The sequence below is a fragment of the Microcystis sp. M169S2 genome (assembly GCF_020245865.1).
GTDB classification, from domain to species: domain Bacteria; phylum Cyanobacteriota; class Cyanobacteriia; order Cyanobacteriales; family Microcystaceae; genus Microcystis; species Microcystis ichthyoblabe_A.
The window spans coordinates 1-6,398 of sequence record NZ_JADBUB010000142.1; the positions used below are offsets into that span (position 1 = coordinate 1).

Sequence of the window (6,398 nt, forward strand, 5' to 3'; positions counted from 1 at the left end):
AGAAAATTCCTCAAGCTCCTTCTCTGCACAGCAAGGCTCTAAAGTTGATAAATATCAATCTAACAAAAACTCAAAGCCTTAGTGTACAAACTTTACAAGCATGAGTTATTGATAGTTTTACATGACAGGTTCGGTAGAGCCTAATTTTTAGGGAAAAAGTCCCAGAATTTTCCCCCCAATCACTCCAATGGTCGGCAGTTTTTGAGAGAAAAAAAGTCTAAAAACCTTGTTGGATAAGGTTTTTAGATTTATTCAGGAAACCCTAACTAACCGTTGCATGAGTGCCTATCGATCCTTTGTCCGTCTCCATTCCCCCAACCCTGCAGCCCAGAAAATACCGATGAAAGAGACCAACAAAGACAATAAACAACTTTTATTAATCGACGATGACCCAAATTTAATACTTTTGGTGAAGGATTATCTAGAGTTTCGTGGTTATAGGGTGACAACCGCAGAAAACGGTCGGGAAGCCCTAGAAATCCTCGAACGCGGGGCAAATGCGGCCAAAGCAGCGGAAATGCCCGATATAATTATCTGTGATCTGATGATGCCGGAAATGGACGGTTATGCCTTCCTCGAAAAAATTCGTCAGGACAGTCGTTTTAGTTGCATTCCCGTGATCTTTCTCTCCCCTGAGGGGGACAGTCAGGACAAGGTAACAGGTGTAACCGCCGATGTCTATATGGTCAAACCCTTTGAACCGGAAGAATTAGTGGCCCTGGTGGAGTCTTCCCTCACACAAGCGGGCCGATTGCCGAAACGCAGCACCCGCATCCATTCCCCGGATGTCACCCCTGTTCAAGTCCCGGGTAATGTGGAATTAACCCCAACGGAATTAAAAGTAGTACAACTGGTCGCCCAGGGACTGGCTAATCGGGAAATCGCCGCAAAACTCAATGTTAGTCAACGGACAATCGAAAGTCATGTGTCGAATATGCTCCATAAAACTGGTCTTCATAATCGCACGGAATTGACCCAATGGGCGATCACAAGTAATAAGCTGTTGACTATCTAGAGCTTGCTGAAAAAGTTTTTCAACTTATCAGGGCTTAGTGTCAGGTGATTGTCAACTTACCTTTTTTTAGCATTAAAAATCCCTGAGATTGTCCCTGGCTGCTAGTTGCGATCGCTCTTTTTCCATGGACAATTCCGTTTCCAATTCTTGGCTGAGGAAATAGTTGAGGAAAGTTCGGATAATAGCGATGAGGGCGAGTTTTGCCAAGGCTTCCAGAGTGGGTGTGACGGTGGTAGCCACGATGTCTCCACCTAACTGAAACTCTAGGGCTAAAGATAGCCAAGTACCGAAACGAATGCGAATTTGATTGAAGGAAAAAGGGGGAAGACTGCGACGGTGACGATGAGACTGCCAAGCTAATTGTAGGGTTTTAATTAATCCGATCACCACACAAGCGATCGAAATACTTTCTAGGCAAAACTTGATGATTGCCACCGCAGAGATCAAGCCTGTTTCTAACGTTGCTAAAAATTCCATACCCAACAGATATCCTCTTATGGGATTATCCGATAAACCAACCTACCATCTAAGGAAGTTTGTCCAATGGCAGTTAGAACAGGTTTCTCGCCTGTTCTAACCTCTGACTGACTTAAGCCGGTCTTCCCTCCACCACCTTATCGATTAAACCGTAGGCGACGGCTTCCTCGGCGGAGAGGAAATAATCGCGGTCCGTGTCTTTTTCGATGCGTTCGATGGTTTGTCCGGTGCGATTAGCCATAATTTCGTTTAATTGCTGGCGAATACGCAGGATTTCCTTAGCTTCAATGTCGATATCCGTCGCTTGACGGCGCCCAGTTCCGCCCATGGGTTGGTGAATCATAATCCGCGCATGGGGAAGGGCGAGACGCTTACCCGGACTACCGGAAGCCAGTAAAAATGCCCCCATAGAGGCCGCTAATCCCACACAAATAGTCACCACTTCCGCTTTGATGTACTGCATGGTGTCGTAGATGGCCATACCGGCGGTAACGGAACCCCCCGGCGAGTTGATATAGAGATAGATGGGTTTAGTGGGATCTTCCGAGTCGAGATAAAGCATTTGGGCCACAAGGGCATTGGCTAACCCGTCGGTGACTTCCTGCCCCAAAAAAAGAATGCGTTCCACCGAAAGACGGCTGTAAATGCTAATCCACTGTTCGTATTGGCTACCAGGCAGACGGTAGGGAACTTTTGGCACACCGATAGGCATAATTGGTAACAACTCCTGCTAATTTGTAATAAATCTTAACTAACTTGGGCGAGGGGTTTCGGTAGTTCCTTGCGACTTTCGAGAACGCGATCGATTAATCCGTAGTCTTTCGCCTGTTGTGGGGTGAGATAGAAGGTGCGATCCATATCTTTCGCCAGTTTTTCGGTGGTTTGACCCGTATTTTTCGAGAAAATTTCCAACATCGTCTGTTTATTGGCGATTACCTCCTTGGCACGAATCTGGATATCGGTGGCTTGTCCCTGGGCCCCGGTGCGATTTTGGTTGAGAACAATGGTAGCGTGGGGTAAGGAGGCGCGAAAACCCTTGGTTCCTGCGGAAAGAATCATCGCTGCAGTTCCCATGGCCTGTCCGATACAGATAGTATGAACGGGAGGTTTAATGTAGTTGAGGGTGTCACAGATGGCGAAAGCTTCGGTTTCGTAGCCGATCGCGTCACCAGTGTACCAGGATGTGCCGGTAGAGTTGATATAGAAGAAAATCGGTTTTTCGGGATCGTCAAATTGCAGGTAGAGCAGTTGAGCGATAATTAATTCCGTCACGTCCACCCCGACATTGCGCTTGACATCATCGGAGGAAAATAAAGGCAACCCCAGATAGACAATTCTCTCTTTGAGCAGGAGAGATTCTAAGTCCGGTGGTGGTGTCCGATAGGCTGCATCCCCATAATAGGCAGTTTGTACCGCTTTAATCACTGAGTTCATCGAGTTTTTCCGTCATACACAGTATCCTGCTTTTGATTTTAACGTAATCAGGTTGACCGATTGGCAAAAGTGTAGCGGTGATTTGTCCTCTCCCTGCTTTAACAACTTCTGCTGTTCACCAGTAGTAACAAGCAGATTTCTAGTCGATAATTAGGGCTATTTTCCCCGTCACCGAACCAGTTTCTAGGAGTTGATGAGCGCTGATAGCTGCCGCTAAAGGAAAGGTTTGGGAGAGATGAATAGTTAACTTTTTCTCGTCAATTAAACGCGCCCCTTGTCTGAGAATTTCTGTTTGATATTTTTGCGCTTCTGGCAGTCCCATCAAAGCCGGGGTTAACATTAATTCTAAACTAATCCGCAAATTGCGATCGCGTGCTTCCTTCCAGCTGCCCGTAGGTTCCAAAATCGTCACCATATCGCCGTACACTCGCACCGCTCGGCAAGTTTGCCTAAAAGTTTCCCCTCCCACCGTATCAAAAGCGATATCTACTCCTTTCCCTGCGGTTTCTTGAAGTATCGCCGCGACAAAATCGGTTTGTTTGTATAAAATCGGGTAATCTGCCCCTAATTGCCGCACTAAACGCTCTTTATCGCTATTTCCCACCGTCGTATAAACTTTAGCCCCTTTCAGTTTCGCCAATTGAATCGCAACATGACCAACACCCCCGGCCCCGCCATGAATAAGTACGCTTTGTCCCGACTGAAGACGGGCGCGATCATAGAGTGCTTCCCAAGCGGTGATTAAAACCAAAGGTACAGCGGCCGCCTCGGCAAAAGAAAGAGATTTCGGCTTGTGGGCTAGATAATCCGCGTCGATTAGGGCATATTCGGCATAATTTCCCGTGCCAGCCCTGCCCAGTCCGCCGCTGCAAAAGTACACTTCATCCCCGGGGCGAAAATCCTGCACTGCCGCCCCAACGGCCTCGACAATTCCCGCCCCGTCACAGCCCAAAATGGCTGGCATTTGCTCGGGGTAAAAAGTGCCGCGTTTACGAATTTTTGTATCAATAGGGTTGACACCAGCGGCTTTTAATGCTACTAAAACCTGATGCGGTTGACTAATTTTCGGGGTGGGGACTTGCTGAAGCTGCAGCACATCCACGGCGGTCATGAGGATAGCTTTCATTCTATCTATTCGGGATTAACCCACATTAACGTCTGGCCAAATTCTACCGGTTCACCGTTAGCGACGGCGATTTCGACGATTTGCCCGGCCACTTCCGCTTCGATTTCGTTCATCAACTTCATCGCTTCGATGATACAGACCGTTTGTCCGACCCGGACTCGATCGTTTTTTTCCACGAAAGACGGTTCATCGGGAGCGGGAGCGCGATAAAAAGTGCCGACCATGGGAGAGGTAATCGCCAGCCATTTTTTATCAATAGGGGCTGCTACGGGTTCGGGGGTGAGGGTTTCCGGGGCCGGGGTGGGACTGGCGGCTACCACTGGAGGGGCGACCGGGGCTGTCACCACCGGTAAGGGAGCGGGGAGAGGACTAAGGGCAGTATTAACGGTTCCTTTGCGAATATTTAGCTCTAAATCTCCACTTTTCAGGCTAAATTCACTGATATCCGTTGCTGCCAATGTTTTGATCAGTTCTCGAATTTCGTTGTAATCAATAGTCACCGCTCTGAAATCCCCCCGCAAATAAAAAGCAACAAATCCAAATTCGCACCCACCAAACCGTCGATTTTTCCCATCTAGCGGCTAAGTTTTGGTAAACAGGCTCAGAAACACTGGCTTTAATCCTAAACCCGTCCCTAAGCCCTCATTTCTGGGCTTCTCATCACAATTATTCCCGTCCCAGATAGGAACCATCCCGGGTATCCACTTTAATCCTTTCACCGATGGAAATAAACAGGGGAACCATCACCTGCGCTCCCGTTTCTACGATCGCCGGTTTGGTGCCACCGGTGGCCGTATCTCCCTTGACTCCAGGATCTGTATCGGTGATTTCCAAGATTACCGAGGTGGGCAATTCCACATCTAACACTTGCTCATTCCAAAAGAGAATATTAACTTCCATTCCCTCTTTCAGATACTTGGCTTGATCGCCCATTTGTACCGGGGTGAGAGTTGCTTCCTCAAAAGTCTCCATGTCCATGAAGACAAACTGATCACCTTCTTTGTAGGTATGCTGCATGGTACGCTTTTCGATCGTGGCTGAGGGCAAGGTTTCCCCCGCCCGGAACGTCCGTTCTACCACGTTGCCGGTCTGGACATTTTTTAACTTGGTTCGCACGAAGGCCGATCCCTTACCCGGTTTAACGTGCAGGAATTCCACCACCCGCCAGACAGAGCCATCGATCTGGATGGTTGTGCCGCTCCGAAAGTCGTTACTCGAAATCATGAAATGCTGTTTAGGCCAAGAAAGATCAACATTCTATTTTACATACTCGCCGCACCGAAAAAACTTTTTTATGGGAATTTGTCTGAATCGAAGCGCGGTGAACTAACCTAGGGGCAGCAGCTAAAAGTAAGTTAGAATTAATTGACTGACTGACATCTGAGAAGCGATATCAACCATGACGGGTGTGGACTTACAGCAATTATTACTAGAAAAATGGGGTCGTTCCTACGATATCCAGCTACGACGCATCAAAGATAAGGTTCATGTCCAGGTAATGTGGAAATATCTCGAACAAGCTTCTTTTCCCCTCTCCGAGTCTGAATATCTGGAACATCTCAATGCGATCGCCAATTATCTCCACGAATGGGGTGGTGTTAGTCAATTTCAAGCTTTTATCCGCGAAACCCGTGAGCGTCCCCGTCTCGGTAAAGCGGTTAGTCTGCCCCTAGATCTGGGTGAAAGGGCATCGGAATGGCTGATCAGTGATCAGTGATCAGTTATTACAATTACATCATCGAAATTTGTGGGTATTACTCAAATATACTAGCATTACTGGGATTATTGGATTTTACTAACATTGAGAATACTTAAACCAGGGAGTTGAATTAATTCAAAGAAGATAGAGGGGAATGATTGAAAGAGTTGATAAAAAATCGTGTCAGTTTTCATGCTTTTATTCTAAAAGGCGATCGCTTTTTTTATGTCCCTTTTTGTATAGCTCTAACCTGTTTAACCTCTAACTCTAAGGCGGATGCGACTTGCTCAACACTTAACCCTAGGGCTAACAAACGAGGGACCGCCTCTAATGCTTTGTTTAGTCTGCCTTGCTCAATGCCTTCCTGACGACCTTCCTGACGACCTTCCTGACGACCTTCCTGACGACCTTCCTGACGCGCTTCCTCGCGCACATCTTGAAAATACTGAGTTTGTTTTAATTCATCTAAACTAAACATAGTTTCTATCTCCCGAAGATTGAGAAGTGGTAACTTATAAACGAGAATCGTCTCTATTAATTGTAAGAGTTCTTGCGGTTTTTGGTCGGGGGTTAATTCTTCCCGCACTCTTTGGATTAATTTTCGGGTGCTATCAATCGCTTTTGCTTTAGATAGGGTGATTAATTGG

The 6,398-nt window shown here is 47.0% G+C and carries 10 protein-coding genes; 2 read left to right on the top strand and 8 right to left on the bottom strand.

Going from position 1 to position 6,398, the window contains the following annotated elements; all coding sequences use genetic code 11:
• The first annotated feature begins 340 nt into the window (after positions 1-340).
• Positions 341-1,015: a response regulator transcription factor gene (locus tag IM485_RS14765; RefSeq protein WP_287744047.1), complete on the top strand. Its 675-nt coding sequence runs from the start codon at positions 341-343 to the stop codon at positions 1,013-1,015.
• Between the two features lie 72 nt (positions 1,016-1,087).
• Here IM485_RS14765 and IM485_RS14770 read toward each other — a convergent pair whose 3' ends face one another.
• The 6 genes from IM485_RS14770 to efp all read right to left on the bottom strand — a co-directional run bounded on the left by IM485_RS14770 (position 1,088) and on the right by efp (position 5,276).
• The gene (locus IM485_RS14770; RefSeq protein ID WP_104397511.1) at positions 1,088-1,492 is read right to left on the bottom strand and encodes a DUF1622 domain-containing protein; all 405 of its coding nucleotides are present in this window, start codon (positions 1,490-1,492) and stop codon (positions 1,088-1,090) included.
• Between the two features lie 112 nt (positions 1,493-1,604).
• Positions 1,605-2,204, bottom strand: coding sequence for an ATP-dependent Clp protease proteolytic subunit (locus IM485_RS14775; protein WP_002734165.1), 600 nt, complete (start codon positions 2,202-2,204; stop codon positions 1,605-1,607).
• 35 nt (positions 2,205-2,239) lie between these two features.
• Positions 2,240-2,926, bottom strand: a complete 687-nt coding sequence (locus IM485_RS14780; protein ID WP_002746650.1) for an ATP-dependent Clp protease proteolytic subunit — start codon at positions 2,924-2,926, stop codon at positions 2,240-2,242.
• Between the two features lie 139 nt (positions 2,927-3,065).
• Positions 3,066-4,052, bottom strand: coding sequence for a zinc-dependent alcohol dehydrogenase family protein (locus IM485_RS14785; protein WP_287744040.1), 987 nt, complete (start codon positions 4,050-4,052; stop codon positions 3,066-3,068).
• A gap of 5 nt (positions 4,053-4,057) precedes the next feature.
• Entirely contained in the window at positions 4,058-4,552 is a 495-nt protein-coding gene (gene accB, locus IM485_RS14790) for an acetyl-CoA carboxylase biotin carboxyl carrier protein (RefSeq protein ID WP_104397570.1), read from the bottom strand.
• A 166-nt stretch (positions 4,553-4,718) separates the two neighbouring features.
• Complete coding sequence (gene efp / locus IM485_RS14795) at positions 4,719-5,276, bottom strand: elongation factor P (protein ID WP_149976790.1); 558 nt, start codon at positions 5,274-5,276, stop codon at positions 4,719-4,721.
• A 175-nt stretch (positions 5,277-5,451) separates the two neighbouring features.
• On the opposite strand from efp, the gene IM485_RS14800 reads away from it, so the two are divergent.
• Positions 5,452-5,769: a DUF3067 family protein gene (locus tag IM485_RS14800; RefSeq protein ID WP_002732720.1), complete on the top strand. Its 318-nt coding sequence runs from the start codon at positions 5,452-5,454 to the stop codon at positions 5,767-5,769.
• 65 nt (positions 5,770-5,834) lie between these two features.
• On the opposite strand, the gene IM485_RS14805 is transcribed toward IM485_RS14800, so the two are convergent.
• Complete coding sequence (locus IM485_RS14805) at positions 5,835-5,945, bottom strand: DUF2887 domain-containing protein (RefSeq protein ID WP_223210947.1); 111 nt, start codon at positions 5,943-5,945, stop codon at positions 5,835-5,837.
• A gap of 29 nt (positions 5,946-5,974) precedes the next feature.
• Positions 5,975-6,398: Rpn family recombination-promoting nuclease/putative transposase (locus IM485_RS14810; protein ID WP_287744045.1), on the bottom strand; the 424-nt coding region annotated here is incomplete at its 5' end.